The sequence below is a fragment of the Agromyces sp. CF514 genome (assembly GCF_900113185.1).
In the GTDB taxonomy this organism is placed as follows: Bacteria; Actinomycetota; Actinomycetes; order Actinomycetales; family Microbacteriaceae; genus Agromyces.
In genome coordinates this window covers 1,931,632-1,957,441 of sequence record NZ_FOZD01000001.1, presented here as the reverse complement: position 1 = coordinate 1,957,441, position 25,810 = coordinate 1,931,632, and the positions used below count along the sequence as shown (strand labels likewise).

Sequence of the window (25,810 nt, the reverse complement as noted above, 5' to 3'; positions counted from 1 at the left end):
GCCCCGGACGCCCGCTCGCTACTGCCCGCCGTCGGCGAGCGCCAGCATCTTCGCGATCGTCTCGGCGAGCTGCGCGTCGGCCGCGCCGTAGGCCGCCCAGTCGCCGTCGGCGAGGGCCGCCTGCTTCGCCTTCAGGAATCCGGATGCATCCCGCAGCAGCTGCTGCATCTCGGCGCTCTCGCCGCTGCCGCCCGTCGAGCCATCGGTCGAGCCGTCGCCGGATCCATCGCCTTCGGTCGGGGTCTCACCGGTGTTGCCGGGATCGACGGCGTTGTCACCGGCATCCGCACCGGAGTCGCCGCCGAACAGCACGTCGAGTGCGAGGTCGAGCGTGTCCTGGAACGCGATGTCGTCGCCGAACGCCACGAGCACCTTCTGCAGGAGCGGGTAGCTCGTGTTGCCCGTGGACTTGACGAAGACCGGCTGCACGTAGAGCAGACCGCCGCCGACCGGCACCGTGAGCAGGTTGCCGTTGATCACGTCGGACTGGCCCTGCTTCAGCAGGTTCAGCGACTGCGACACCGTCGGATCGGAGTTGAACGTCGCCTGCACCTGGCCGGGACCTGGCACGTTGTCGTCTTCGGGCAGGGTCAGCAACCTGAGCTTGCCGTAGCCGCCCGCCCGTTTGCCGTCGGTGTTGCCGGCGTCGGCGTCGACCGCGAGGTATCCGCGGAGCACGTTGCGGCTCTGGTCGCCGCTCGCTTCGGGGATGAACGTCGAGTAGAGCGAGTACGAGGGCGTGTCTTGGCCCGGCATCTGCATCGTCAGGTAGTACGGCGGCTGCAGGAGCGTCGTGTTGGCGGGCTCGGTCGGCTCCTTCGGAGTGGTCCACGCGTCTTCACGCGAGTAGAAGGCGCCGGCGTCGGTCACGTGGTATCGCCCGAGCACGGCACGCTGCATCTTGAACAGGTCGGCCGGGTAGCGCACGTGGGTCATCAGGTCGCCCGACATCTCGCTCATCGGCTTGATGGTCGACGGGAAGACCTTCTGCCAGGTCTTGAGGATCGGGTCCTCGTCGTCCCACGCGTAGAGCGTGACCGATCCGTCGTAGGCGTCGACCGTGGCCTTGACCGAGTTGCGGATGTAGTTGACCTCGTCGAACGGGAGCGTCTGCGGCAGGCTCTCGCTGTCGGCGATGGCCTCGCTCATGCTGACCTTGTTCGAGTACGGGTACTGGTCGGTCAGGGTGTACGCGTCGACGATCCACACCACGCGACCGTCGACGACCGACGGGTAGGCGTCGGAGTCGGTCGTGAGGTAGGGCGCCACCTTGCGCACGCGCTCGATCGGGTCGCGGTCGTAGAGGATCTGCGACGAGGTGTTCACGGCGTCGGAGAGGAAGATCTGCTCGGACTGGAACTTCAGCGCGTAGACGAGCTTGGTGAACACGTTGTCGAGCTTCGGCCCGCCGTCGCCATCGAACGTGGTCTGCGTCTGCTCGTCGTTCTCGCCGCCGGCAGGATAGTCGAGCTCGACGGGCTTGGTGCCCTCGGGCGAGCCGACGATCGAGTAGTCGGGCGAGGTCTCGCCGAAGTAGACGCGCGGCTCGAATTCGCCGAGGGCGCCCGTCGACGGGATGCCGGACTGCACGAACACCGGCTGGCCGCCGGCCGAGCGCTGGTTGCCCGCCGCCGCCACGAGGCCGTAGCCGTGCGTGTAGACGATGTGCGAGTTGTACCAGGTCTCCGCGTCGCCGAGGCCGGAGACCCGCAGGTCGCGCACGGCGACCACCGTGTCCTGCGTCTTGCCGTCGATCTCGTAGCGGTCGACGTCGAGCGCGTCGGGGAACTGGTAGTACTGGCGGAACTGCTCGAGCTGCTGGAACGCGGGGCTGATGACGAGCGGGTCCATGAGGCGGATGTTGGCCGTGGTCTCGGCGTCGGCGCGCAGCGCGCCGGGCTCGGCCGTGGTCTGCGCCTCGAACGGGATCTCCTCGATGTCCGAGACGCCGTACGCGTCGCGTGTGAGGTCGATGTTGCGCTGGATGTACTCGGCCTCGAGCGTGCGGGGGCTCGGGTCGACCTGGAATCGCTGCACCACCCACGGGTAGAGGGAGCCGATGAGCAGGCTCGAGACGACGAGCAGCGCCACGCCGACGAGCGGCAGCCGCCAGCGGCCGATGATCGCGGTGACCATGAAGAGGATGGCCACGCCGACCGCCGCCACGGCGAGGATCTGGCGCCCGGGGATCACGGCGTGCACGTCGGTGTACGAGGCGCCCGTGATGAGCGAACCGGTCTCGGTCACCGTGGCGTACTGGTCGAACCAGATGCTGACGCCCTGCAGGAGCAGGTAGAGGCCGGCGGTGATCGCGATCTGGACGCGCGCCGACTTCGAGATGACGACCTCGCGGCCGCTGACGCGGATGGCCCCGTAGAGGTAGTTGGTCGCCGCGACCAGCAGCAGCGAGAGCAGCACGACGGCCGATGCGAACCCGATGATCGAGCGGTAGAACGGCAGTTCGAACACGTAGAACCCGACGTCGAACCCGAACTGCGGGTCGGTCTGGCCGAACGGCGTGCGGTTCAGCCAGGTGAGCGTGAGGTCCCAGCGGCTCGACGTCGAGACGCCCGCGAAGATGCCGAGCACGACCGGCACGCCGTACATGGCGAGGCGGCGCAGCGGCTCGAAGACCTCTTGATAGCGATCGAGCTGCGAGTTGAACTTCGCGTACACGGGACGAGTGCGGTATGCGATCTGGATCGAGGCCCACACCGGCACCGCCATCGCGAGGAACCCGATGACGAACAGCACCGAACGCGCGACCCACTGCGTGGTCAGCACCTCGAGGAACCCGAGCTGGTCGTACCAGAGCACGTCGGCGTACAGGCCCGTGAACACGAAGAACGCGATCACCAGCACTGCCAACACCCCGATCGTCAGGGCGATCGGCGCCCGGCGGCGCGAAATCCTCGGTTCTTGCGGCTGTGCAGCGGTCACTCTCGGCCTCATGTTCGGTCTGATCGGGATCGAATCTCCATCCTACGTTCGCCGCGGGGCTCCGCAGCCGGGAGAAGGCCCGCGTCCGGCTGGGAAATTCGTAACGAATGCGCCGAATGGATGCCGCGTGCCGCATGTGTCGGCTCGGCGGCCGCGCACGGGAGCGCTCACGGGCCGTTCAGGACACGGTGCAGGTGGCGAACTCGCCGAGGTCGGCACCCTCACCGGCGGCCTCGACGACCTCGCGGGCCTGGTCGAGCGTCTCGACCGCGAACACGTCGAGACCGTCGGGCACGTTGCCGACGACCTCGTCGCAGTTGGATGCGGGTGCGAGGAACACGGTGGCACCGGCGTCCTTCGCCCCCCAGAGCTTCTGCCGGATGCCGCCGATGGCACCCACGGCCCCGGCCGAGTCGATCGTTCCGGTGCCCGCGACGATCTCGCCCCCGGTCATCGCGCCCGGCGTCAGCTCGTCGACGATGCCGAGCGCGAACATCATGCCGGCGCTCGGACCGCCGACGTCGTCGAGCTGGAGCTCGACGTCGATCGGGAACTCGTAGACCATGCGCACGCCGACGCCGAGCACGTACACGCCGCCGCTGTCGTTCGGCGTGACCTCGAGCGTCTGCTGCTCGCCGTCGCGCAGCACGCGCAGTTCGGCGGGGGCATCGCCGCCGTTCGCCTGCACCTCGGCGCGCAGTTCGTCGATCGAGAACACCTTGACGCCGTTCACGGCCTCGATGACGTCGTCGTCTTCGAGCACGCCCTCGGCCGCGCTGCCCTCGGCCACGCCCGAGACGGTGACCTCCCGGGGGAAGTCGTAGCCGAGCTCGACGAGCGCAGCCGCGATCGCGTCCTGCTGGGAGTCGACCATGGCCGCGGCGTTCTGCGCGTCGCGGTCCTCGTCGGTCACGCCGGCCGGGAAGATCGCCTCGACGGGCACGACGGACTGCCGCCGGTCGAACCACGCCGTCATGACCTCGAACCAGCTGGGCGTCGCCCCCGGGCGCCCCACGACCGAGACGGTGAGCAGGTTGAGCTCGCCCTCGGTGGGGTAGGTCTTCTCGTCGGGGATGGCGATGAGGGGCACCTCTTCGCCGTCGTGCTCGGCCGTGCCGAGCGTGTCGTACACGGGGCCGGGCCGCTCGATCACGTACGGCGAGGGCAGCAGCGCGAAGATGACGGCGATGACCGTCGCCACCACGGCCGCCCAGCCGCCGAACCGCTCCCGGAACGGGCGGGGCGAGGGGCGGAACGCCGGCTCGTCGGGGCTCGGCGAGCGGTCGTCGGCGAACAGTGCCATCGGTGGTTCCTTCCGGACGGAGCAGACGCCGCGATCTCCGGGATCTCGCCTGTTCGCGACGGGCGGACACCGGGAACGCCCAGCTTAAGCCATTTCCCAGCCTGGCGTCCGCACCACGGCGCTACGGTGGAGAGAACTTGACAGGAGGTGGCTCACGTGGCCGATCGGGACGACCAGCCGGGCGACGAGAACTCCGAGGAGGAGTTCCGCGAGATGCTGCGCAACCTGCTGTCGGGCGGCGGCGGCATCGACCCCAGCCAGTTGGCTGGCGCCGCCGGCCTGCCGAACGACCCGGCGAGCGTGGCCGCGCTCTTCAGCCAGCTGCAGCAGGCGATGAACCACGCCGACGACGGCATCGACTGGAGCGCCGCGCTCCGCCAGGGCGAGCAGCGCGCGGCATCCGGTCAGGTGCAGATCACCGACGACGAGCGAGCCCGCCTCGACCAGGCGCTGCAGGTGGCCTCGCTGTGGCTCGACGAGGCCGTCGTGTTCGGCCGCCTGCCCGAGTCCCCCGAGCTGCTCACCCGACGCGGTTGGGTCGCGGCCACGATGCCCGTGTGGACCCAGCTCGCCGAGCCGGTCGCCCTCAGCATCGCCGACGCCCTCACGCGCGTCATGCGCGAGCAGGCCCCCGAAGAGATGCAGTCGATGATCGCCGGGGCGTCCAAGCTCATGCGCGGCATCGGCGGTGCGATGTTCGCGATGCAGCTCGGCCAGGTCGTCGGGCAGCTCGCGACCGAGGTCGTGTCCGGCGGCGACGTCGGCATCCCGCTGCAGGCCGACGGCCGCGCCGCGCTCATCCCGCAGAACGTCGCCGAGTTCGGCGCCGACCTCGACATCCCCTCGACCGAGATCGAGCTCTACCTCGCGGTGCGCGAGCTCGCGCACGCCCGCCTGTTCCGGCACGCGCGCTGGCTGCGGCTGAACCTGATCAGCGCGATCACCGCATACGCACGCGGCATCCAGATCGACACCGAGCGCCTCGAGCAGCTCGCCGACGGCTTCGACCCGGCGAACCCGACGAACACCGACGAACTGCGTCGCGCGGTCGAGTCCGGCGCGCTCATCAGTGCCAAGAGCGACGCGCAGCAGGACGCGCTGGCCCGGCTCGAGACCATGCTGGCGCTCATCGAGGGCTGGGTCGACCTCGCCACGGCCGACGCGACGAGCCGACTGCCGAAGTCCGACGCGATCGCCGAGACCATCCGACGCAGGCGTGCGACCGGCGGCCCGGCGGAGTCCGCGTTCGCGACACTCGTCGGGCTCGAACTGCGCCCGCGCCGCATGCGCGAGGCCGCGGCGATGTGGCGGGCCGTCACCGACGCCGTCGGCATCGAGCGCCGCGACGCGCTCTGGGCGCATCCCGACCTCCTGCCCACGAGCGCCGATCTCGACGATCCGAGCGCCCTGATCGCGCGCCTCACGGGCGGCGAGACGGCGACGAGCGAGGCCGACGACGAGTTCGACCAGGCCCTCGAAGCGCTCCTGCGCGGCGAGACGCCCGCAGGGCCCGGCGAAGGCGGCGAGGCCCCCGACGTTCCCGACGCCGACGGCGGGCCGAAGCCCGTCTGACCCGCGCCAGGCCTGCCCGTTCGACGGCCAGGGCTGCCTTGTGGACGGATCCTCCGGCCCGACCCCGGCTTGGGGCATGCTCGCCGCATGACCCTCCAGCTCGATCCCGCCCTCCCCCTCGTGTGGCGCTCCCCCGACGACCTCCAGCTCGGCGCTGCCGAGCCGGTCGCGGTGATCGAGCGCCCCGGCGACCTCGAGCACGGGCTTCTCTCCGCACTCGGGCACGGCGCGAGCCTCACGACGCTCGTCACGATCGGCGCCGCCTTCGACGCGACGTCCGACGACGTGGACCGCTTCGTCGAGCTCGTCTCCGCGGGCCTCGTCCACCGGCACGCCGCGAGGAGCGCAGCGTCGGCACGAGCGGATGCCACGGGCCGCCCGACCACGGCCGCTTCCACGTCGCGCACGGTCGGCCTCGACGGCGAGGGGCCGCTCGCCGACCTGGTGGCCGCGAACCTCGCGATGCTCGGCCACGAGGTGCGACGACTCGGTCCCGAACCGCACGCGTCGGGGGTGCCGCAAGCCGCGCGACGTCAGGCGCTCGGCGTCGAGGCCGAACCACCAGACCCCGACGCCGTGGTGATCGTCGCCGCATGGGCGATCGCTCCGGCGCGACACCTGCGGTGGCTCCGGCGCGACCTGCCGCATCTTGCCGTCGTGAGCGACGACTCCGGTGTTCGCGTCGGCCCGCTCGTCGAGCCCGGCCGCGGACCCTGCCTTCGGTGCCTCGACCTCGCCGCCCGCGATGCGGATGCCGCGTGGCCCGTGATCGCGGCCCAACTCGCCGGGCGCCCGGCTCCCGCCGACACGGCGCGCCTGCGCTTCGACAGCGCAGCCCTCACCGCGACCGCGGTGGACGCACGGCTCGCCGAACCGGCGGGCGGCCGGGCCCACGACGATGCGCTCGGCCTGGCCGCGGCATCCGTCAGGTTCGACCGACGGGGTTCCGCCGGTCGCCGTCGCGAACACGCGCAGCACCCGTCGTGCGGCTGTCGAGCTCCTGCAGGAATCGCGATTCCTCACGCACTGCCCGCTGCTGACCGCCCAACCGCGCCCAGCTCAGCGAGAGCCGTCGGCGTGCCCGCGTGACGCCGACGTAGAAGAGGCGCCGCTCCTCGTCGATCGCGTCGAGCCCCTTGGCGTAGGCGATCGGCAGCATGCCCTCGGTGAGTCCGACGATGTGCACCTCGTCCCACTCGAGGCCCTTCGCCGAGTGCAGCGTCGCGAGCGTCACGGCCTGCACCGTCGGTTCGTGCTGGGCTTCGGCACGCGAGCGCAGGTCGTCGGCGAAGGCACGGAAGGTCATGCCGGCAGGCGCGTCGTCGACGAGACGTGCGAGCGCATTCAGGGACTCCCACCGCGCGCGCACCGCACCGGGGCCCTCGGGCGCCTGCGCGGTCCAACCGAGCGAACGCAGCACGTCGCTCACCGACTTGAACAGCGGCTCGTTCGCGATCGTGAGCGCCGCGGCCCGCAGCGCCTGCACGGCCTGGCGAACCTCGGGCTGGTCGAAGAAGCGCACGCTGCCTCGAACGCGCGACGCCACGCCGACCTCGTCGAGCGCGTGCTCGAGCATGGCCGACTGCGAGTTCACGCGCATCAGCACGGCGATCTGCTCCGGCGCCGCGCCGGCGTCGATGCGGTTGCGGATCACCGTGGCGACCCCGCGCGCCTCGGCGAGCTCGTCGGCGTACGACGTGATCACCGGCTCCTCGCCGCGCGGGTGTCCTGACGACGTGCGCGGCGCGGCGGCATCCGGAACCGTCGCCCCCTCGCCGGCCATGCGGTCGCGCGCGGTCGCACGGAGCTGCAGCGCACCCGCGCGACCGCGCATGAGCCGATTCGCGGCGTCGACGATCGGCTCGGTCGATCGGTAGTTGCGCTCGAGTCGCACGACCGTGGCGTCGGCGAATCGGCGCTCGAAGCCGAGCAGGTACTCGGGCGTCGCCCCCGCGAACGAGTAGATGGTCTGGCTGGCGTCGCCGACCACGCACAGCTCGTCGCGGTCGCCGAGCCACAGCTCAAGCAGGTGCTGCTGCGCCGGCGAGACGTCCTGGTACTCGTCGACGACGAAGTGCCGATAGCTCTCGTGCACGCGCATCGTGACGGATGCCTCGGCCTCGATCATGCCCGAGGTCGCGAGCAGCACGTCTTCGAAGTCGAGTTGCCTGCGCTCGTCCTTGATGCGCTCGTAGGCCGCGACGAGGTCGTGGAACTGCTCGGCGGAGAGCGACCCGGGGGCGCCGCGGACCGCAAGCCTCGCGTCGTGCGCCTCGGGCGTCAGCATGCCGACCTTGCGCCACTCGATCTCGGCGGCGACGTCGCGGAGCGTCGGCTGGTCGACGCGCAAACGGATCGACTCCGCCGCGGCGCCCAGCAGGCGGCCCTTGTACTCGAGCACGCGCGGCGCCGAACCGCCCACGACGAGCGGCCAGAAGTGGTTCAGCTGGGCGAGCGCCGCCGCGTGGAACGTGCGCACCGGCACGCCGTCGGCCCCCAGCACGCGCAGGCGCTCGCGGAGCTCCGCTGCCGCACGCGAGGTGAAGGTCAGTGCCATCACCCGCGCGGGATCGTAGGTGCCCGTCGCGACGCCGTACGCGATGCGATGCGTGATCGCCCGGGTCTTGCCCGTGCCGGCACCAGCGAGGATGCACACGGGACCGAGCAGCGCCTCGGCGGCGACGCGCTGCTCGTCGTCGAGATCGGCGAGCAGGGGGTCGGATGCCGCGCTCACGCGCCCCAACCCTGCGGAGAGGACTCGATCGGCCCGCCGTACCACTGCTCGAGCAGCCAGCCGGCGATCGAGGTGCGACCGGGGAACCCGACCTCGGGGAGCGCGGCCGCGAGCTCGGCACGGCTGAACCAGCGCAGCTCGAGGATCTCTTCGCCGTCGGGCCTCACCGAAGCAGCGGCTTCGGCCGAGACCGCCCTGGCCGTGAAGCCGAGCATGAGGCTCGCCGGGAACGGCCAGGGCTGCGACGCGACGTAGGCGACGTCGACGACCTCGAGCCCCGCCTCCTCGCCGATCTCGCGCACGACCGCCGACTCGAGCGACTCGCCCGGTTCGACGAAACCCGCGAGCAGCGAGAAGCGGTTGGCCTGCCACATCGCGTTCGATCCCAGCAGCACGCGATCGTCGGCATCGGTCACGAGCACGATGACCGCGGCATCCGTACGAGGGAAGACCTGGCCGCCGTCGTTCCGGCAGCGGCGCGACCACCCGGACTCGATCGGGTCGGTCGGGGCGCCGCAGCGAGGGCAGAACCCGCTCGCACGGTGCCAGTTCACGATCGCCGCCGCCTGCGTGAAGAGACCCGAATCGCGATCGGAGAGCATCGGGGCGGCCTGGCGCAACCCGACCCAGCGCGCGGCCTCGGCTTCGATCGCGTCGGTCGCGGCAGCGTCGATGGCCCACACCTCGATCGGCGCTCCCGAGCTCGCGAGGCCCTCATCATCGAGCGCGCGCCCGAGGTAGACGCGCAGCTCGACCGCGCCTGCACCGGCATCGATTGCACGTGCCGCTTCGGCGGGCGAACGCAGGTCGAGCACCGGCGGCACCCCCTCGACGAGTTCGGTGAGCAGCGCCCGGCCGTCGTGCAGCAGCAGCACACGCGCCTCGGGGTCGGCATCGAACCGCGCGGAACGATCGGGCAGGCCGCGCGTCGCCCCGTCGCGATCGAGGCGTGCCCGAGCCAGCGGCGGGGGTGTCGATTCGCGCACGGCGCCTCTTTCTCGCATCGGGAGCTCGTGTCGGATCGCCCGTCTCGTCGGAACGGACCGGATGAACCGGGGCCGAGCCCGTCGAACTCGCCGAACCGGCGACGCTCGCGGAGTCGGCGCCAAGGCGTGGCGCTCGCCGCCGCAGCCGATCGACCTGCTTAAGCTGTTGGCCATGGCCAGACCCACTCTCACTCTAGCCGCGTTGGCCACGGCGGCGGTTCCCGGCCTCGAGGTCACCGCGGCACGCGCCCACACCCGGCGCTCCGGCGGTGCGTACGACGCCGTCGAGCTTCGCGCATCCGACGGCCGACGCCTGCTCATCCGGGTGCCCCGCACGCAGACGGCCGAGACCGAGCAGTCCGCCGACCTCGTCTCGCTGCGGGCGATGACCACCGGCATCCGCTCACGCCTGTCGTTCGCGGTGCCCGTCTTCGTCGGCCAGGCGCCCGTCGACGGCACGCGTGCGATCGTGACCGAGTTCGTGCCGGGCCGCGTGCTCGGCGCCGACGAGCTCACGGCGCACGACCGCATCGCCGAGTCGGTCGGCAGCGCGATCGCCGCGATCCATTCGCTGCCTCCCGGCTTCGTCGGCGATGCCGGCCTCGCGCGTGAGAGCGACGGCGAGGCACGTGATGCCGTGGTCGAGCTCATCGGCCGCACCTCCGACACCGGCCGCCTGCCCGCCGCCCTGCTGCGGCGCTGGGAGGAGGCCACCGACGACGAATCGCTCTGGCGATTCCGCACCACCGTCGTCAACGGTGCCCTGAGCGCGGACTCGTTCATCGTCGACGAGGAGCGCGTCGCCGCGATCACCGGCTGGTCGGCCCTCGCCGTGGGCGACCCCGCCCGGGACCTGCACTGGCTGCTCACCTCGCGCGGCCCATCCGCCGAGCGCGCCCTCGAGGCGTACATCGTCGGACGCGGCGGCGGCGCCGACGCCGCACTCCCCCAGCGTGCGCTGCTCTACGGCGAGCTCGAACTCGCCCGCTGGCTGCTGCACGGGGTCGAGCAGCGCGATCAGGCCATCATCGACGACGCCGTCGCGATGCTCGACGACCTCGTGGCGGGGGTGCACGACCGCACGACCGAAGCGCTCTCGCCCGAGACCGGACCGATCCTCACGGTCGACGGCGTCGAGCGTCTGCTCGACGAGACGCCGCGTACGGAACCCGCCCGCGAGTCCTCCGCCCTGCTCACCGACAGCTACGACTTCTCGGAGCTCGAGTTGGGCGAACGGGGCGAACGGGTCCCTGTTCCGGCCGATGCGACCGCACCGATCCCGCTCGACCTCAGCGACTGGGGCGACGCGGCGCCGGGCGCCGACGGGCGCGCCCACGAGGAATCGGGGTCGACGGATGCCCCGGCCGACGACGCGGACGAGACCGGGCGCCGGATCGGTCGAACGGGGTCCTGAGGCCCCCGTCGTTCGAATTGCATCCGGCCGACCGCATCGGGCCCCGAACCGGCCCGACCGGGCTCAGGTCGCGACGGCCACGGCCCACGCCCGCCGCAGCGCGGCCTCGTCGTAGAGTTCGGTCGGCCTGATGATCCGGTCGTCTTCGACGAAGTAGAACACGGCGTCGACCTCTTCGGGCGGGACACCGGCCCAGGCGGCGTAGGCCAGGCGATAGAGCGCCAGCTGGGTCTGCTTGAGCTCGAGGTCGCGGGCGTTGCGCGGAGCGCGTCCGGTCTTCCAGTCGACGACCTGATAGCGGATGCCGCGAGCCGCGAGCTCGCCACCCGCGGGCACCGTGTAGACGGCGTCGAGCTTGCACACGAACACGTGCCCGTCGATCGGCAGGTGCAGCTCGATCTCGACTTCGACGGGTCGGCGACCACCCCACTCGGACGCCTCGAACGTCGCCCGGAGCGCCGCGAGCCGATCGAGGTTGTCGTTCGCACCGTTCGACGCGCCCTCGGCGACATCGCCGCCGGGCGCAACGTCCGCCCCGTCGCCCGTGAGCTCGACGGTCTCGGCAGGGTCGCCGAGGCCGAAGGCGCCGAGGCCGAAGGCGCCGAGGCCGAACAGGCCGTCGTCGACGAGCGCGGCTGCGGACTCGCCGGTCGAGCGATGCTCGACCCACTCGTGGAACAGCGTGCCGAGTCGCGTGGCGCGGTACGGGCGCTGCGGCATCGGGCGCCGCAGTTGGGCCGCGACCGCTTCGGGGTCGTCGAGATAGTCCTTGAAGCGTGACGCCGGCACCCGCGACGGGATCGGCGTCGGCCCGGGGCCCGCCTGACGACGCCGACGCTCCTCGATGAGCAGCGTGAGCTCGCCCGAGAGCTGCGGACCGATGCCCGCTCCGGTCGGCCCCTCGGCGGCGAGTTGCACCGCATCGGCGGCGCGCACCACGCCGGGGCGACGGGCGCCGAGCGGATCGAGCGGCCACGACACACGGGCGTCGGCATCGACCCGGGGATTCTCGTCGGACTCGGGGGCGCTCGGCAGCAGCTCGGGGCCGATGACGCCGGCGGCCGCGAGCTCGCGGAGGAACGCGCTCGGCGGCCTGGGGGCCTTCTGGGTCGACCACCAGGATCCGCTGAGCAGCAGGTCGGAGCGGGTGCGCGTGACCGCGACATAGGCGAGCCGACGCTCCTCGTCGGCATGGCGCTCGCGATTCTCCTCGGCGAACGCCGTCACGGCCTCGTCGAACTCGCGCTGGCTCTGCACGCCCCGCCAGCCCAGCTCGGGAAGCTCGTCGCGGTCGCCCTTGAACTCGTTCGGCAGCTCGCCGAACGCCAGCCAGCCCTTGGCCGACCGCGGCTTCGACGGGATCTCCTGGTCGACCATGCGCGGCACGGCGACGACGTCCCATTCGAGGCCCTTCGAGCCGTGGATGGAGAGCACTTGCACGGCTCCCGGTTCGGGCTCGTCTTGACGCGGCGAGAGTCGATCGCGCTGCTCGGCCTCGGTCAGCCAGCTGAGGAACGCCCCGAGCGTCGGATGCTCGGCGTCGGCGGCGAATCCGGCGAGCAGTTCGTCGAACGCCTCGAGGCTCGGCCGGCCGAGCGGCTGGTCGGGGTTCGCCGCGACCTCGATGTCGAGCAGCAGCTCCTGCTGCACGAGGTGCACGAAGTCGATGAGCCCGAGGCCCGTGCGTCGGCGCAGGGCCTGCAACTGCGTGCCCGCGCGGCGCAGCCTCGCGAGCCCGGTCCGGCTGATGCCGGCCAACGCGCGGTGGTCGTCGGGCGCGGTCAGCGTGAAGTCCAGCGCATCGACGATCGAGGGCGACTCCTCGGCTGCCGTCGACGAACGCAACCCGCGACGCACGTCGTCGTCGAGCCGTCGGCGCGCGAGGTCGCGGTCGACGAGCCACCCGGCCACGTCGCGGAGTCCGGCGAGGTCGGCCGGACCGATGCGCCAGCGGGCCCCGCCGAGCACCCGCACGAGCTCGGATCCGGCGGTCGGATCGTGCAGCACCCGCAGCACGCACACGAGGTCGGCGATCACCGGCTGGTCGAGCAGGCCGGCCATGCCGAGCACGTGCACGGGCACGCCGTGCGCGCGCAGCGCCTGCGTGAAGACATCGACGTTCGCGAATGTCCGGCAGAGCAGGGCTCCGCTCCTGCCTGCGCCGACGGATTCGGGGAGCGAATCGGATGCCGCGCCGCCCGCAACACCCGCCGCCGGCCTTCGGCCCAGCCGCTCGGCGAACCACCGCGCGACGCGGTCGGCCTCGTCGTCGATGGTCTCGGCCCAGGCGATGTCGAGCCGGCCGGCGCCTGCGAACGGCGACGGCGCGAGCGGGGCCTTCGGAATGCCGGCGTCGAGGGTCGCGATGAGGGTGTTGGCCGCGTCGAGGACGATGCGGGGATTCCGCCAGCTCGTGGACAGGTGGTAGACCGCCGCCGAGCCCCGACCGAAGTCGCGATCGAACCGGGCGAGGTTGGCGGCGCTCGCGCCGCGCCATCCGTAGATCGACTGATCGGGGTCGCCGACCGCCATGACGGGGTGCCCCTCGAAGAGCGCGGCGAGCAGGCGCGTCTGCACGACGCTCGTGTCCTGGTACTCGTCGAGGAGCACGGTGCGCGAGCGCTCACGGTGCTCGACGACGACATCCGGATGCTCGACGCAGATCTGCAGCGCGAGCGCGACCTGGTCGGAGAACTCGACGTACCCGCGCTCGCGCTTCGCCGCGGCGTACGCGTCGGCGAGCTCGAGCAGCGGCGGCAGTGCGTCGACGACGCCGAGCGCACCGACGAACGAGTCGAAGTCGGTGCGCTTGCGCGGGGCCTCGATGGGCAGTCCGCGCATCGCGAGGAAGTCGCGGGCGAACGCGCGCACGTCGCGGCTGTCGGCCACGTTCTCGGCGAGCGCGCGGCTGAGCGAGAGCGCGGCCGCCGTGACCCGGTCGAGCGAGGCGTCGAGCTCGATGAGCCGTGAGTCGGCCGAGGCGCTCACCACGGATCGAGCGAGCAGCCATGCGGATGCCTCGCCGAGCACGGTGGCGTCCGGTTCGCGACCGATGCGCATGGCGTGCTCGCGGTAGATTGCACTCGCGAACGAGTGATACGTGCTGACGGTGGCCGACTCGAGCGGGTCGATGACGAGCTCGGCGATGCCCTCGTGCACGAGCTGGGCGACGCGTTCGCGCACGCGCTCGGCGAGTTCGCCGGCCGCCTTGCGCGTGAACGTGAGCCCGAGCACGTCGGCCACGCCCACGTGCCCGTTGGCGAGCAGCCAGACGACGCGGTTGGCCATCGTCTCGGTCTTGCCGCTGCCCGCCCCCGCCACGACGATGCTCGCCCCGTGCGGGTCGGCCTCGATGACCGCCTGCTGTTCTGGCGTCGGCACGTGCAGGCCGAGCCTCGTGGCGATCTCCGCTGCGCTGATGCCGGTCGCGGCGCTCATGCCGAGACCGCCGGCACGAGGTGCACGCGGTACTGCCAGGATCCGAACCTCGAACGGTGGCCCGGCTCGGTGGTGCCCTCGAAGCTCGACCCGGCCATGATGCGCCCGACCTCGCCGAGCCGCTCGCGGAACGCGGCTTCAGCCTCGTCATCGAAGGGCTGCTGCGCCCGTTCGGTGTACGCGAGACCGCGCGAGGGGGTCGCGACGTAGACGAGCTTGGCTCCCCCGAGCACGCCTGCCGACGGAACCGCCTGACGCCGTGCCGCGAGCTGGTAGGCGGCCAGCTGCGGGTGCGCGGCCGTCTGCGCGAAGGTCGGCGCCGTGCGCCCGGTCTTGATGTCGACGATGACCGTCGTGCCGTCGGGCGACGCCTCGATGCGGTCGATGGTGCCCGTGATGCGAACGCGGTCGATGGTGATGGTGAACCTTCCTTCAGCGCCGAGCAGCACCTTGGCGTCGTCGTCGAAGCCGCTCAGGTACTCGGCCGCCCCCTCGGCCATGCGACGGGCGCCGCGGCGTTCGCGCTCGGCCACCCATCCGGCCTCGAAGCGCACGCCCTTCAGCCGCTCTTCGACGGCCGCCCAGATCTGCTCGACGTCGGTCGCGCCGTCGTCGCGACCGCCGACCTCTTCGACGACCGCGTGCACGATGGTGCCGATCGACGCGGCGACGCCCGACGGCGGTGAGGCGACGTGATCGACGAACCAGCCGAGCGGCGACTCCTCGACGCGGTCGATCTGCGACGGCGACACCTGCACGGATGCCTCGGGGTCGCCGTCGAGATCGACGAGCGGCGCCTCGTTCGAGAGTCCGGCCAGCCCGTACCACTCGCCGGGGTTCGCCCCGGGGACGCCCTCTTCGGCGAGCAGGGCGAGCGCCGCGGCGGACTCGGGATCGCCGGTGACCGCCTCGCGGCGCAGCGCCCCGACGAGCGAGCGCAGTTGCAGCGGTCGGCGGCGCGGGCGGACCCGTTCGCGGGCGTACCCCATGAGCACCGACGGCTGCTCGTCGTCGTTGGCGGTGCAGGCCAGCACCACTTGGCTTCGGGCCCGCGAGACGGCGAGCACGAACATGCGCAGCTCGTCGTCTCGCACCGACGCACGCGCCTCGACCGGGGTCTCGACCCCGGGCAACGGCGCGCCTGCGCGAGCCGCGGCGACGACGCGCGGCAGGAGGCCGGCGTGCAGGAGCGTGCCTCGCGGCCGGAGGTTCGGCCACACGGCGTCTTGCAGGCCGGCGACGACGACCACGTCGAACTCCCGCCCGACGACGCCCTGCGGCGTCGTGACGAGCACGGTCTCGGCCGTGCGCCGCGGCGCGAGCGAGTCTTCGGGCAGCTCGCTCGCGAGCACCTCGTCGACGAAGCGCACGGCGGGCGCCCCTGGCTCGCGCTCGACGAACCTCGTCGCCGCCGAGAACAGTGCGACGGCGGCGTCGAGCGACCGGTCGGCCTCGTCGGCGAGCACACCGCTGCCCGCGGCCTGGCGCCCCCATTCGGTGCCGAGGCCGCCGCCCTCCCAGAGCGACCAGAGCACCTCTTCGATCGTGCCGCCGCCTCGCGCGACCTCGGTCGCCGCGTCGAGCACGGCCGCGAGCCTCGCGGCTCGCCGGCCGGGTGCCGCGTCGATCGTCACGAACCCGCCGGGGGCCGCGAGCGCATCGACGAGCAGCTCGTCTCCGGTGCGCGTGCCGCCGGACGCGAGCTCCTCGTGCCGGAGCGCGAGTCGCAGGCGTCGGAGCCCGATGCCGTCGAGGCGGCCGATCGGGCCGGTGAGCAGGGCGACGGCGAGGTCCGCGGTGAGCGGTTCGCGGCCGAGCACGAACGAGCAGGCCGTGAGCAGTGCCGCAGCGGCAGGCGCGTCGCGCAGGGCGAGGCCGGCCGCCGCGCCGGCGGTCGGCACGTCGGCGAGCGCGAGCGCGCGCTCGACGGACGGCACGTCGCCGCCCGATCGCAGCACGACGGTCATCTGCGACCACGGCACCCCGTCGAGCAGGTGGCGCTCGCGCAGCAGCGACGCGATCGCGAGATGTTCGGCCGCGCTCGACGCGGCCTCGATGCCGAGGACCGGTGCGAGCGGATGCCCGCCCGTGACGTGGCTCGCACCACCCCGAGCGGCAGCGACAGCGGCAGCAGCAGCCGTACCGGCGCCGTCTGCCCCGTCGGCGATGCCGGCCGGCTGCGATCGGGTCTCGGCGAGCGCGGCCGACCGGTGCGAGCCGCCGAGCGCCGTGCCGACGTGGGCGCGCACGCCCGAGATCACCTCGAGGATCTCGGCTCGGCCGCGATGCACGGTCGGCAGGTCGATGCGCCGGACGGGGGCGCCGTCGAGCATCTGCCCCAGCGAGCCGAGGAGCTCTGGGCGGCCGCCGCGGAACCCGTTGCTCGCCACGTCTGGGTCTCCGACGGCGATGATCTGCACGCCGCACGCTGCGAACGCGGCGATGAGCGATGCCGACGCCTCGGTCGTCTCTTGAGCATCGTCGACGACCAGCAGTCGCAGCCCTGCCAGTGGGCCGAGCACGGCGGATGCCTCGGGGTCGACGCGGCTTCGCCGCACGATCGACGCGGCGAACGCCCCGAGCTCGGCCGAGTCGAACTGGTCGGGCCGCACCTGGTCCTTGACGTCGGCGTACTCGGCCATGAACTCGGAGGCGGCGATCCACTCGGGCCGACCGGCCGCCTCGCCGAGCCGGGCGAGCTCTAGCTCGTCGACGCCGAGCTCGACCGCGCGCATGAGCAGGTCGCGCAGTTCGGTGCGGAATCCGCGCAGTACCCTGACCTCGGGCGAGAGCGGGTCGGGCCACTCGGGACCGAACCCGTCGCGGATGCCGCCGTCGACGAGGTCGGCGACGATGCGGTCGTGCTCGCCGCCGGTGAGCAGCGTCACCGGCCGACCGGTGTACGCACGCACGAGCTGGAACGCCATGGAGTTGGCGGTGCGAGCCAGGGGCCCCCTGGTCGTGACGCCGAGGCGCACGGCGATGCGGTCGCGCAGCGCCGTGGCCGTCGAGCGGCTCGCGCACAGCACCAGCACGTCGTCGACGCCGTAGCCGAGCCGCCCGATGCGATCGGCGACCAGTTCGACCGCGAGCGTGGTCTTGCCCGACCCCGGCGCGCCGAACACCGCGTGGTGCAGGCCCTCGGGAAAGGTGCCCGCGAGCTGCTCGACAGCGCCGGCGTGAGGTGCTTCGCGCACGGGCGCCGAAGGGGGCGCGACGCCGGTCGCATCGGGTTGCGACGGGGCGCTGGAGCGGGGCATGCCCACACGTTAACCCGTTCCGCCGACAGTGAACGCGCTCCGGGCCCCGCGAGCCGTGTCCTAGGGTTGACGCAAGGACAGAAAGGCCCACTGTGGACGTACGGATCGGCATTCAGAACTCCCCCCGCGAACTCGGATTCGAGTCGTCGCAGTCGGCAGAGGAGGTCCAGGCCCAGGTCGCCGCCGCGCTCGCCGGCGACGCGACGTCGCTCAAGTTCGTCGATTCGAAGGGCACCGTCTACCTCGTGCCCGCCGCGGCCCTCGCCTACGTCGAGATCGGCTCCGAGGAGTCGCGTCGCGTCGGATTCGTGGCCTGACGTGGAACTGCTCTTCGTCGTGCTGGGCGGAGCGATCCTCGGCCTCGCGGCGCGCTACCTCCTGCCGCTCCGGAACACGCACGGCGTGCTGCTGATCCCCTCGATCGGCGCGGGCGTCGCGGCCGTCGTGTGGGTCGCGCTGACCTGGCTCGGCATGGCGTGGGACGGCGGCTGGATCTGGGTGATCTCGCTCGTGGTCGCCGGGCTCGCCGCCGCGGCATCCGCCTACCTGATCGGGCCGAGGCGCGAGCGCGCGGACGTCGCGCTCTTCGAGCGGCTCTCGCGCCCGGCCGCCGCGTCGCGCGGCGCCACGGCCGCCTGACCGTCACCGGCATGCACGACGGCGTCCTCCTCAGGGAGGGCGCCGTCTTCGCGTCCGGCGGCGACCGCGCTCGGCGACCCGTCGAACGGCCGTCAAGCCGTCAGGCCGTCAGGCAGTCAGGCCGAGAGCGTCCATGCGGCGCGTGTGATCGGCGATCAGCTCGGTGAAGATCGGCTCGACCCGCTCGTCGAGGCCGCGCGCGTCGGAGCCGTGCAGCGCCGACCGGGCGATGAGCAGCGTGTCGCCGACGAGGCTGCGCCCCCACAGCGCGAGGCGGTCGGCCAGACCGGGCTGCTCGGCGATCGCGAGGCCGAGCTCGTGTTCGAGCACGGTCGCGGAGCCGGCCTCGTCGAGGATCGCCCGCACCCGGCGGGCGAGGTCTGCGTGCAGTCCGTTCGCGAGGCGCGAGAAGTACCCGTCGAGCATGCCCGAGACCACGTGGATGGCGAGGAGCAGCTCGTGCCAGTCGCTGCTGCGCATCGAAGCCTGCAGTCGATCGGTGGCGGGCGCGAACGGCGCCATGACGTCGACCGGCTCGACCCCGAGCAGACGCAGCTCGGCGATGAGTGCGTGGTGCTTGCGCAACGCGACGCCCGCGGCGGCGCTCAGTCCCTCTTTCGCACGGATCGTCGGCGCGTTCTGCACGGCGGTCGACAGGCCTTCGAAGAACACGAGCTGGATGTATGCGGCCTGGCCGAGGAACGGCACGCGCTCGGGCACCAGCTCGGTGAAATCGACCTTGGTGAGCTCGGTCGGCGCGACCCGGGGTCGCAGCCGCGGCGCCTCGGGGCGGGCGACGCGTCGATTCATCCAAGACACCACGGCACACAGCCTAACCGAGGCTTTCAGGCTCTCTCGGATAGGCTGGAGGGTGCATGCGGGCATCGGACCCGCAGCCGTGCGCCTGAGGACAAGCAGAGCGCACCTTTCCCGCTGAACCGACAGGCAGATTCTTGACTACATTCGCAGAACTCGGCGTCGCGTCCGACATCGTCGACGTGCTCGCCACGAAGGGCATCGTCGATGCCTTCCCCATCCAGGAGCAGACCATCCCCCTCGCCCTTTCGGGCCAGGACATCATCGGTCAGGCCAAGACCGGTACCGGAAAGACCTTCGGCTTCGGCCTCCCGCTGATCCAGCGACTCGGCGACGACCCGTCGCACGGCGTCAAGGCACTCGTCGTCGTGCCGACCCGCGAACTCGCGGTGCAGGTCTCCGAGGACCTCGAACTTGCCACCTCGAACCGCCCGACCAAGATCGTCTCGATCTACGGCGGCAAGGCCTACGAGGGGCAGATCGAGCAGCTCAAGGCCGGCGCGCAGATCGTCGTCGGCACCCCCGGGCGTCTGCTCGATCTCGCGAGCCAGCGCCTCCTGAACCTCGGCGAGGTGCAGGAGATCGTGCTCGACGAGGCCGACAAGATGCTCGACCTCGGCTTCCTCTCCGACATCGAGAAGATCTTCTCGAAGGTGCCCGCGGTGCGCCACACCATGCTGTTCTCGGCCACGATGCCCGGCCCGATCGTCGCGCTCGCGCGCCGCTTCATGTCGAAGCCGATCCACATCCGCGCGAACGACCCCGACGAGGGCCTCACGCAGGCGAACATCAAGCACCTCGTCTACCGGGCGCACTCGCTCGACAAGGACGAGGTCATCTCGCGCATCCTCCAGGCCGAGGGCCGCGGCAAGACCGTCATCTTCACGCGCACCAAGCGCGCGGCGGCCAAGCTCGTCGAGGAGCTCAACGACCGCGGCTTCAACGCGGCCGCGGTGCACGGCGACCTCAACCAGGACCAGCGCGAGCGCGCCATGGCCGCCTTCAAGGCGGGCAAGAAGGACGTGCTGATCGCCACGGATGTCGCGGCACGCGGCATCGACGTCGACGACGTCACGCACGTGATCAACCACACCATCCCCGACGACGACAAGACGTACCTGCACCGTGCAGGCCGCACGGGCCGCGCCGGCAAGACCGGCATCGCGGTCACCTTCGTCGACTGGGACGACCTGCACAAGTGGGCGCTCATCAACCGCGCGCTCGAATTCGGCCAGCCCGATCCGACCGAGACCTACTCCTCGAGCCCGCACCTGTTCAGCGACCTCGACATCCCCGCCGGAACCAAGGGCCGCCTGAAGCCGGCCGCCGCGGCCGCTGCGCCGACCCGGTCGAGCACCGCCGGCCGCACCGAGGGCGGCACCGCTCGCGGCGGCCGTGGCGAGGCCCGTCAGGGCGACGCCGAGCGCGCACCGCGCAGCAGCCGTTCGCGCCAGCGCACGCGCGGCGGACGACCGGCCGACGAGTCCGCACCCGTCGAGGGCGGTGCGCCCGCGGCATCCGAGTCCGGCGACTCGGCGACCGTTCGCGAGCCCGGCACCGGCACGCACGACGGCGGCGGCAGCGAGCACCACGATGGCAATGCGGCCCCGCGCCGCCGCCGTCGTCGTCGCGGCCCGCGTCCGGCCGGCTCCACGGGCGCAGCCCCGCAGGCCTGACCCGGTCGACCCGACGACCCGTACGAAGGGGGCGGATGCCACGCGGCATCCGCCCCCTTCGCGGCGCCCGCGGCCCGACGGGCAGCGCGAGACGGTGAGCAGCGGAACGCGCTAGGGCAGCACCGGCGACGACCCGGTGCCCTCGCCGATGATGCGCGCGACGACGTCGGCGCGCGTGCGTTCCTGCCCGAGGCGGTTCGGCTTGCCGGTGCCGTGGTAGTCGCTCGAGCCCGTGACGGCGAGGCCGAACTCGCGCGCGAGCGCGTGCAGCCGGGGCTTCGCGGCCGGGTCGTTCTCGGGGTGGTCGATCTCGAGGCCGAAGAGCCCGGCGTCGACCAGCTGCTTCAAGCGCGGGGGCGAGATGACGTACTCCTCGCCGCGGGCGCCAGGGTGGGCGAGCACGGGCACCCCGCCTGCCGCGCGGATCAGCCGCACGCCCGTGAGCGGATCGGGCGCGTAGTGCGGTCGCGCGTACCCGTGACGCGGGTGCAGGATGCCGGCGAACGCCGCCGAGCGCGTGTTCGCGTGGCCGCGCGCCACGAGTGCGTCGGCGATGTGCGGGCGGCCGACGGTGGCGCCGATCGCGGTCTGGGCGAGCACGTCGTCCCACGTGAGCGGGTAGTCGCGCGAGATGCGCCGCACGATCTCCTCGGCCCGCGTGAGCCTCGACTCGCGGATGCGGGTCGTCTCGGCGAGCAGGCCCTCGTCGAACGGGTCGATGAGGTAGGCGAGCACGTGCACGCTCGTGTACTGCTCGCGCGTCGAGAGCTCCATGCCCGGGATCAGCGCGACGCCCGTGGCGGGCACCGCCGCGGCGGCCTCGACCCAGCCCGCGGTCGAGTCGTGGTCGGTCAGCGCGATGGCCGAGAGCCCGGCCTCTGCGGCCTCGACGAGCAGCTCAGCCGGTGCACCCGTGCCGTCGGACACCGTCGAGTGCACGTGCAGGTCGGCGTCGCCGATCGCGGAACCGCTCGCGGATGCCGTCGACGTCGCCATCCCTCCATGCTAGGCCGCGCCGCGGACCTACCAGACCTGGACGCAGCCGTGGCGCCGACACGCCTCCGCGGCCGCCCCTCGCGGCCCCGGCACAGACTCGTGCCCTAGCTTGGTGGGATGCTCCCCCGCATCCTCGGCTGGCTCGTCGTCATCGTGTCGGCGGTCATCGCGGCCATCCTGCTCTGGCCTCAGGCGTTCGGCCTCCAGAACCAGTGGATCGCCACGCACATCGTCGCGCTCCGCGGCTCGGCGGCGCTGGTCGCCGTCGTCGCCGCCGTCGTGTTCGGCCTGCTCGCGATCCCTCGCCGATCGCGTCGCTTCGCGCTCGCGATGGTGCTCGTGCTCGCGGTGTTCGCCGCCGGCAACCTCGCGGTGCTCGCCGTGCGCGGACTCGGAGGGTCGGATGCCGCGGCCGCCGCGTCGTCCGACACCGTCACCGTGCTCTCGTGGAACACGCTCGGCGAGGTGCCCGACGCCTCGACGATCACCGAGCTCGCGCTCGACGAGGGCGCCGACGTGGTCGTGCTGCCCGAGACGACCGAGCCGCTCGGCGAGGAGGTCGCAGTCGCGATGCGCGACGGCGGGCGCCCGATGTGGGTGCACACGGTCGCGTTCGACGAGATCGCCAAGGCCCGCTCGACGACGATCCTGATCACGCCGGAGCTCGGCGACTACGAGGTGACGTCGGCCGTCGTCTCCGGCCCGCCCGGCAACACCAACACGCTGCCGTCGGTCGTCGCCGACCCGGTCTCGGGCGACGGCCCGCGGATCGTCGCGGTGCACGCCGTCGCCCCGATCCGCTGGGAGCTGCGCAACTGGCGCAGCGACCTCGACTGGCTCGCCGAGCAGTGCGCCGGCGAGAACGTGATCATGGCGGGCGACTTCAACGCGACGGTCGACCACTTCGCCGGTCGCGGCGTCGACGGCGGCGACCTGGGGCGGTGCCGGGATGCCGCGGTGCAGGGCGGCGCCGGCGGGGTCGGAACCTGGCCGACCGACCTGCCCGAGATCCTCGGCAGCCCCATCGACCACGTGCTCGCGACGCCCGGATGGCACGTCGACGGCTTCCGCGTGATCGGCGAGGTCGACGGTTCGGGCAGCGATCACCGTCCGATCGTGGCGACGCTCTCCCGCATCGGCTGACCGTCCCACGCGACCCCCGGCGAGTCGAGGTCCGGTGAGACAATGGAGCACATGACCACGAGTGACACCTCCACCACCGAGACCACGGCAGCGGCGACCTCCGCAGACGAGAGCAGGCGGAACGCGAACCGTTCGACCACTCCCGGTTCCGAGGGATTCAAGGACTTCATCAGCAGCGGTTGGGCGACGCGCGACGAGGCGCTGCCCTCCGCCCGCGAGCAGGCCGCATTCGCGGCCGTACGGCGCAGCGCGGTCTCGGCGGCGTTCCCCGGCATCCGTCTCATCGTGCCCGCCGGCGACATGAAGCAGCGGGCGAACGACACCGACTACCCGTTCCGCGCGCACTCGGCGTTCGCGCACCTCACCGGCTGGGGATCCGACAGCGAGCCCGGCGCGGTGCTCGTGCTCGAGCCCGAGGGCGGCGAGGGTCACGTCGCGACGGTCTACTTCCGCGAGCGCGCGGGGCGCGACTCCGAGGAGTTCTACGCGAACCCCGCGATCGGCGAGTTCTGGATCGGCGCGCGTCCGTCGCTCGCGCACGTCGCCGCCGACCTGGCGGTCGCGACGCGCGGGCTCGACGAGTTCGACGCCGTGATCGGCAAGGTCGACACGTCGACGCTCGTGCTGCGCGAGGCCGACGTCGCGATCACCGAGCGCGTCGACCACGCGCGCATCCGCTTCGCCGCTGAAGAGGCGCTGTCGACGAACGCCCAGGACGCGCCGTTCTCGCTCGAGGTCGGCGGCGAGCACGAGCCCGACGGCGAGCTCGCACGCATGCTGTCCGAGCTGCGCCTCGTGAAGGACGACTTCGAGCTGGGCGAGATGCGTGCGGCCGTCGAGGCCACGAAGCGCGGCTTCACCGAGGTGTTCGAGGAACTGCCCCGCATCACGTCCGAGGTGCGCGGCGAGCGCGTCATCGAGGGCGTGTTCGCCACGCGTGCGCGCCTCGACGGCAACGACGTCGGCTACGGCTCGATCGCCGCGGCCGGTCCGCACGCGACCATCCTGCACTGGACGCGCAACGACGGCCCCGTCGTTCCCGGCGACCTGGTGCTGCTCGACGCGGGCGTCGAGCTGGACAGCTACTACACGGCCGACATCACGCGCACGTTCCCGGTGAACGGCACGTTCTCCGACGTGCAGCGTCAGGTCTACGAGGCCGTTCTCGAAGCAGCGGATGCCGCGTTCGCCGTCGCGCGCCCCGGCGCGGTCTTCCGCGAGGTGCACGCGGCCGCGATGGCCGTGATCGCGCGCAAGACGGCCGAGTGGGGCTTCCTGCCCGTCTCGGCCGAGGAGTCACTGCAGCCCGAGAACCAGTTCCACCGCCGCTACATGGTGCACGGCACGAGCCACCACCTCGGCCTCGACGTGCACGACTGCGCGCAGGCCCGCCGCGAGATGTACATGGACGGCGTGCTCGAGGCCGGCATGGTCTTCACGATCGAGCCCGGCCTCTACTTCCAGCCCGACGACCTCACCGTTCCCGAGGAGTTCCGCGGCATCGGCGTGCGCATCGAGGACGACATCGTCGTCACGGCCGACGGCGCCGAGAACCTGTCGGCGGGAATCCCCCGCACGATCGCCGAGGTCGAAGCATGGGTGCAGGGGGCGCAGCAGCGCTGAGCGGCCGACGGCGCCGTCGCTCAGGCGGCGCCGTCCACCGCCGACCTCGCCGCCCGGCGGGCCTGCCACCATGCCCAGAACCGGGCGAGCAGGCGCTTGATGAAGGCGGCCAGGCGACGAGCCCACGCGAACTCCGTGCCGAGGATCGCGAGGCCGACGAAGACGACGAGCCATCCGGGCCCGGGCAACGGCACGAGCGCGAGACCGCCGAGGGCGATCGTGCCGCCGATCACGCCTACGAGCGCGCGGTAGGTGCTGCGGAGCAGCGGGCGGTCGTGGATGCCGCGACGGAGGCCGCGCAGCCAGCTCCTGATCGGACGGTCGGGTCGCTCGGCCGCGACGATGTCACGGGAGCGGTCCTGCTCGGTCACCATGCAGACACGATATATCGCGAATCGGCGGCCTGCTCGGGATCCCGGCGGACTCGCAGGATCGCCGGAGCGGGTCAGGCCCCGCCGCCGGACCGGCGGCGCTCGCGCTCGGCACGACGGGCCGCGTCGAGCGCCTCGCCGTAGGTGAGGCCCTGAGGCTCGGCAGGCTCGGCGGGCTCGGCGGGCTCGGCGGTGCCGTCAGCCTCCGCGTCGCCGGATGCGCCCGCATCGCCCTGCGCGGCATCGCCCGCACCGGGTCCCGGGGCGCCCGCCACGCCCGCAGCCGCATCGTCCGGAACGGTCGGCGCGGCATCCGCGACCGCTCCGTACCGGGGCGCTGCCGCCGGAGCTGCCGGAGCCGACGCGACGGGGGTCGGCTGCACGCCCGTGATCGGTGCTTCGGTCACGCCCAGCACCTGCCTCGCGCGCTCGACATGCGCGGTCTCGGCCACGATCGAGTAGCTCGTCGCGAGCACCTGGGCGACCGAGGTGAAGTCGCGACGGCGTCGGTTGACCGAGTACGAGACGACGCTGAAGATCATGCCGAAGCCGGCGCCGATGAGCACCGCCGAGATCAGGATGCCGACCGACGACGCCGTCGGCGAGAAGATGAAGAAGAGCAGGCCGAGGAAGGTGCCGAACCACGCTCCGGACAGCGCCCCCGCACCCGCCGCGCGGCTCCACGTGAGCTTGCCCGTGATGCGTTCGACGCTCGTGAGCCCCGACCCGACGATCGCGAGTTCCTTCAGGGGGAACTCGGCCTTGGCGAGCGTGTCGACCGCGGCCTGCGCCTCGGCGTAGGTCTCGAAGCTCGCGACCGTCTCGCCCTGCGGCAGGGTCGGGAAGACTCTGGACATGCGGCCGCCGAACGGGGATGGGGTGCTCACTCCCTCATCCTC

Annotated in this window: 17 protein-coding genes; 7 read left to right on the top strand and 10 right to left on the bottom strand. The window is 72.3% G+C overall.

Features of this window, described 5'->3' with window-relative positions:
- Nucleotides 1–18 precede the first annotated feature (18 nt).
- Entirely contained in the window at nucleotides 19–2,952 is a 2,934-nt protein-coding gene (locus BM342_RS08645; RefSeq protein WP_177232110.1) for a UPF0182 family membrane protein, read from the bottom strand.
- Nucleotides 2,953–3,118: 166 nt separating this feature from the next.
- The gene (locus BM342_RS08640) at nucleotides 3,119–4,243 is read right to left on the bottom strand and encodes a YlbL family protein (protein WP_092964979.1); all 1,125 of its coding nucleotides are present in this window, start codon (nucleotides 4,241–4,243) and stop codon (nucleotides 3,119–3,121) included.
- Between the two features lie 213 nt (nucleotides 4,244–4,456).
- Here BM342_RS08640 and BM342_RS08635 point away from each other — a divergent pair, with 213 nt between their 5' ends.
- The gene (locus tag BM342_RS08635; RefSeq protein WP_092966712.1) at nucleotides 4,457–5,815 is read left to right on the top strand and encodes a zinc-dependent metalloprotease; all 1,359 of its coding nucleotides are present in this window, start codon (nucleotides 4,457–4,459) and stop codon (nucleotides 5,813–5,815) included.
- Between the two features lie 925 nt (nucleotides 5,816–6,740).
- On the opposite strand, the gene BM342_RS08630 is transcribed toward BM342_RS08635, so the two are convergent.
- Both BM342_RS08630 and nudC read right to left on the bottom strand, forming a co-directional pair.
- Nucleotides 6,741–8,549: an ATP-dependent helicase gene (locus tag BM342_RS08630; RefSeq protein WP_092964978.1), complete on the bottom strand. Its 1,809-nt coding sequence runs from the start codon at nucleotides 8,547–8,549 to the stop codon at nucleotides 6,741–6,743.
- Nucleotides 8,546–9,535 (bottom strand): NAD(+) diphosphatase, encoded by a 990-nt coding sequence (nudC, locus tag BM342_RS08625; RefSeq protein WP_255368628.1) that lies wholly within the window; start codon nucleotides 9,533–9,535, stop codon nucleotides 8,546–8,548. The genes BM342_RS08630 and nudC overlap by 4 nt, the downstream gene beginning before the upstream one ends.
- A gap of 172 nt (nucleotides 9,536–9,707) precedes the next feature.
- Here nudC and BM342_RS08620 point away from each other — a divergent pair, with 172 nt between their 5' ends.
- Nucleotides 9,708–10,949, top strand: coding sequence for a phosphotransferase (locus BM342_RS08620; protein WP_177232109.1), 1,242 nt, complete (start codon nucleotides 9,708–9,710; stop codon nucleotides 10,947–10,949).
- A gap of 63 nt (nucleotides 10,950–11,012) precedes the next feature.
- Here BM342_RS08620 and BM342_RS08615 read toward each other — a convergent pair whose 3' ends face one another.
- Together BM342_RS08615 and BM342_RS08610 are read right to left on the bottom strand one after the other, a co-directional pair.
- Entirely contained in the window at nucleotides 11,013–14,387 is a 3,375-nt protein-coding gene (locus tag BM342_RS08615) for an ATP-dependent DNA helicase (RefSeq protein ID WP_092964976.1), read from the bottom strand.
- Entirely contained in the window at nucleotides 14,384–17,647 is a 3,264-nt protein-coding gene (locus BM342_RS08610) for a UrvD/REP family ATP-dependent DNA helicase (protein ID WP_143109797.1), read from the bottom strand. Before BM342_RS08610 ends, BM342_RS08615 begins: the two co-directional genes overlap by 4 nt.
- A gap of 92 nt (nucleotides 17,648–17,739) precedes the next feature.
- Between BM342_RS08610 and BM342_RS08605 the strand changes: the two genes are divergently transcribed.
- Both BM342_RS08605 and BM342_RS20185 read left to right on the top strand, forming a co-directional pair.
- Nucleotides 17,740–17,964, top strand: a complete 225-nt coding sequence (locus tag BM342_RS08605; protein WP_092964974.1) for a DUF3107 domain-containing protein — start codon at nucleotides 17,740–17,742, stop codon at nucleotides 17,962–17,964.
- Between the two features lies 1 nt (nucleotide 17,965).
- Nucleotides 17,966–18,286 (top strand): hypothetical protein, encoded by a 321-nt coding sequence (locus tag BM342_RS20185; RefSeq protein ID WP_255368627.1) that lies wholly within the window; start codon nucleotides 17,966–17,968, stop codon nucleotides 18,284–18,286.
- Between the two features lie 108 nt (nucleotides 18,287–18,394).
- Here the strand turns inward: BM342_RS20185 and BM342_RS08595 are convergent, their stop codons facing one another.
- Entirely contained in the window at nucleotides 18,395–19,096 is a 702-nt protein-coding gene (locus tag BM342_RS08595) for a ferritin-like fold-containing protein (RefSeq protein WP_092964973.1), read from the bottom strand.
- Nucleotides 19,097–19,239: 143 nt separating this feature from the next.
- Between BM342_RS08595 and BM342_RS08590 the strand changes: the two genes are divergently transcribed.
- Complete coding sequence (locus BM342_RS08590) at nucleotides 19,240–20,778, top strand: DEAD/DEAH box helicase (protein ID WP_092964972.1); 1,539 nt, start codon at nucleotides 19,240–19,242, stop codon at nucleotides 20,776–20,778.
- 111 nt (nucleotides 20,779–20,889) lie between these two features.
- Here BM342_RS08590 and BM342_RS08585 read toward each other — a convergent pair whose 3' ends face one another.
- The gene (locus BM342_RS08585) at nucleotides 20,890–21,774 is read right to left on the bottom strand and encodes a PHP domain-containing protein (RefSeq protein WP_092964971.1); all 885 of its coding nucleotides are present in this window, start codon (nucleotides 21,772–21,774) and stop codon (nucleotides 20,890–20,892) included.
- A gap of 117 nt (nucleotides 21,775–21,891) precedes the next feature.
- Here BM342_RS08585 and BM342_RS08580 point away from each other — a divergent pair, with 117 nt between their 5' ends.
- Complete coding sequence (locus tag BM342_RS08580; RefSeq protein ID WP_092964970.1) at nucleotides 21,892–22,917, top strand: endonuclease/exonuclease/phosphatase family protein; 1,026 nt, start codon at nucleotides 21,892–21,894, stop codon at nucleotides 22,915–22,917.
- A gap of 51 nt (nucleotides 22,918–22,968) precedes the next feature.
- On the top strand, nucleotides 22,969–24,540 hold the full coding sequence (locus BM342_RS08575) for an aminopeptidase P family protein (RefSeq protein ID WP_255368626.1): 1,572 nt from the start codon (nucleotides 22,969–22,971) through the stop codon (nucleotides 24,538–24,540).
- A gap of 20 nt (nucleotides 24,541–24,560) precedes the next feature.
- Here the strand turns inward: BM342_RS08575 and BM342_RS08570 are convergent, their stop codons facing one another.
- Nucleotides 24,561–24,914, bottom strand: a complete 354-nt coding sequence (locus tag BM342_RS08570) for a TIGR02611 family protein (RefSeq protein WP_092964968.1) — start codon at nucleotides 24,912–24,914, stop codon at nucleotides 24,561–24,563.
- A gap of 71 nt (nucleotides 24,915–24,985) precedes the next feature.
- Complete coding sequence (locus BM342_RS08565; protein WP_092964967.1) at nucleotides 24,986–25,798, bottom strand: YflT domain-containing protein; 813 nt, start codon at nucleotides 25,796–25,798, stop codon at nucleotides 24,986–24,988.
- Nucleotides 25,799–25,810 lie beyond the last annotated feature (12 nt).

What these genes read in the sequence shown, in the direction of transcription:
- BM342_RS08575 (WP_255368626.1), top strand. Translation starts at nt 22,969, where the DNA reads ATGACCACGAGTGACACCTCCACCACCGAGACCACGGCAGCGGCGACC.
- BM342_RS08595 (WP_092964973.1), bottom strand. Translation starts at nt 19,096, where the DNA reads ATGAATCGACGCGTCGCCCGCCCCGAGGCGCCGCGGCTGCGACCCCGG.
- BM342_RS08640 (WP_092964979.1), bottom strand. Translation starts at nt 4,243, where the DNA reads ATGGCACTGTTCGCCGACGACCGCTCGCCGAGCCCCGACGAGCCGGCG.
- BM342_RS08570 (WP_092964968.1), bottom strand. Translation starts at nt 24,914, where the DNA reads ATGGTGACCGAGCAGGACCGCTCCCGTGACATCGTCGCGGCCGAGCGA.
- BM342_RS08620 (WP_177232109.1), top strand. Translation starts at nt 9,708, where the DNA reads ATGGCCAGACCCACTCTCACTCTAGCCGCGTTGGCCACGGCGGCGGTT.
- BM342_RS08585 (WP_092964971.1), bottom strand. Translation starts at nt 21,774, where the DNA reads ATGGCGACGTCGACGGCATCCGCGAGCGGTTCCGCGATCGGCGACGCC.
- BM342_RS08635 (WP_092966712.1), top strand. Translation starts at nt 4,457, where the DNA reads ATGCTGCGCAACCTGCTGTCGGGCGGCGGCGGCATCGACCCCAGCCAG.
- BM342_RS08615 (WP_092964976.1), bottom strand. Translation starts at nt 14,387, where the DNA reads ATGAGCGCCGCGACCGGCATCAGCGCAGCGGAGATCGCCACGAGGCTC.
- BM342_RS08645 (WP_177232110.1), bottom strand. Translation starts at nt 2,952, where the DNA reads ATGAGGCCGAGAGTGACCGCTGCACAGCCGCAAGAACCGAGGATTTCG.
- BM342_RS08580 (WP_092964970.1), top strand. Translation starts at nt 21,892, where the DNA reads ATGCTCCCCCGCATCCTCGGCTGGCTCGTCGTCATCGTGTCGGCGGTC.
- BM342_RS08610 (WP_143109797.1), bottom strand. Translation starts at nt 17,647, where the DNA reads ATGCCCCGCTCCAGCGCCCCGTCGCAACCCGATGCGACCGGCGTCGCG.